The 1,841-nt window shown below is 68.9% G+C and carries 2 protein-coding genes; both read left to right on the top strand.

Translation table 11 applies throughout. The features are described from left to right. A partial coding sequence (locus AB0E77_RS34165) for an ABC transporter substrate-binding protein (RefSeq protein ID WP_361578900.1) occupies positions 1-1,176 on the top strand: 1,176 nt, incomplete at its 5' end. Between the two features lie 42 nt (positions 1,177-1,218). Further along, the gene (locus tag AB0E77_RS34160) at positions 1,219-1,713 is read left to right on the top strand and encodes a hypothetical protein (protein ID WP_361578897.1); all 495 of its coding nucleotides are present in this window, start codon (positions 1,219-1,221) and stop codon (positions 1,711-1,713) included. The last annotated feature ends 128 nt before the right edge of the window (positions 1,714-1,841 follow it).

The raw sequence follows: 1,841 nt of genomic DNA, 5'->3' as shown, positions 1-1,841 counted from the left end.
CGACAGCAACGCACCGAACTGCACCGCTACACCGACGTCGACCCCACCACCGTCCTGCCCGGACCGCACGACCTCGACCCGACGAAGATCTTCACCGCGGGAGCGGACCCGGGCGCCGGTCCCGGCCGGCGCAAGTGGCGCATCGGCCTACCCGTGCTGGCCGCGGCGGTCGCCGTGGCCCTCGCCGTCACCGTCCCTTGGCCGACCGGTGACGGCAGCGATACCGCGTCCGAGAAGCCGGCCGGAACCGCAGCCGGCACCTTTCCCGTGACGATCAGGCACGACTACGGGGAGACGGTCGTCCGGTCCAGGCCGCGACGGGTGGCCGCCTGGGGCTGGGGCGCTGCCGAGACCGCGATCGCGCTGGGCACGTTCCCGGTCGGCATCGCCGAGGAGGACTCCGCGTCCGGCGAGGGGATGCTCCCCTGGGTCGCGGACGCCTATGAGGACAAGGGCCTCGGCGCCCCCGTCGTCTTCAGTGAGAGCGGCTCGGCGAGCTGGACGTTACCCGTGGAACAGATCGCCGCGACCGACCCCGACCTCATTCTCGCTCCGTACTCGGGCCTGACCGAGGAGCAGTACGAGCAACTCAGCGATGTCGCCCCGGTCGTGGCCCGCCCTGCGGACGCCTCGCTGGAACCCTGGGAGGGAGTCGTCGCCACCACAGCGAAGGCTCTGGGAGTGCCGGCGAAGGGCGAGGAGTTGCTCGCGGACACCGACACTCGCCTGGCCGCGCTCGGTGAGCGGCACGGGCTCACCGGCACCTCCTTCGCGGCGGTGGTCAACGATCCGTCCCGAAATCGGGTGCACGTCTTCTCCGATGCCAGCCCGGTCGTCCGGGTGCTCGAAGGGCTGGGCATGCGGCTGGCGGACTCGGTGGCCGAGCTGGACGCCGACGACGACGGCATGATGTACACCCTGGACTACGAGGATCTGCACCGGCTCGAATCCGACGTCATCGTCCTGTACTCCACCACGTCCGAGCTGGTCCGACAGGACCTGGCCAGCCGGGATCTGGACGCGCTGCCGGCCTTCGCGGCAGGGCGTGTCGCTCACCTGTCCGGCACCGACGAGTTCGCCTCGGCCGCTTCACCGACGGTGCTGTCGATCCGCTGGCCCGGCGGACTGCCGGTGCTGGCCGAGTCCCTGGAAGAGGCGGACGCAGACCACAACTGACCCCACGTCATCCCCACCTGCATCGATCGGAAGGACCTCCCCGTGTTCCGTCCCAGCGCCGCGCTCGCAGCCGGCCTCGTCTCCTTGACCCTGCTGACCGCTTGTTCCGATCAGAAGGAGGACGACGCCCCGCCCCGGGCCGGCAGCACCGCTGCTTCCTCGGCCTCCTCCGCCGGATCGTCGGAAGAGGGCCTGGAGAAGCAGGACGAGGTACCTGACGAGTGGCCGCCGGAGATCCCCTTGCCCCTCGGCTACAAGATCAAGGCGGGATCGGAGCCCCTTGAGGGCCAATACCACAGCGCACAGGTCATCGGCTTGCCCAAGGAAGCGGTGACGGCGACGCTCAAGGAGTTCGAGGCCAATGGGTTCAAAGACGAAGGCCTCAGCGACGCCATGAAGGACAGAGGCTTCTTCCGTTACACCAGCGAGAAATGGGAAGTTGATCTCACCGCTGCCCCGATGGACAAGAACGGGGAACCTTCAACGGAGGACACAGGGGTCTACACGTTGCTGTACATCGTCGGCCCTGCCGCGTAGGACATGTCACTGAATCGATCGGGATGGTTGCGGGAGGCCGTCTGTGTGGGACCTGGCGCCGTCTGATCCGCGTACGGTCGGGCCGTACCGGACGCGCGCGGTACTGGGCGAGGGAGGCATGGGCCGGG

Source organism: Streptomyces sp. NPDC032940 (genome assembly GCF_040636935.1).
Classification (GTDB): domain Bacteria; phylum Actinomycetota; class Actinomycetes; order Streptomycetales; family Streptomycetaceae; genus Streptomyces.
Note: the sequence above shows the minus strand (reverse complement) of the source record. Positions and strands in the feature narration are given on the sequence as shown.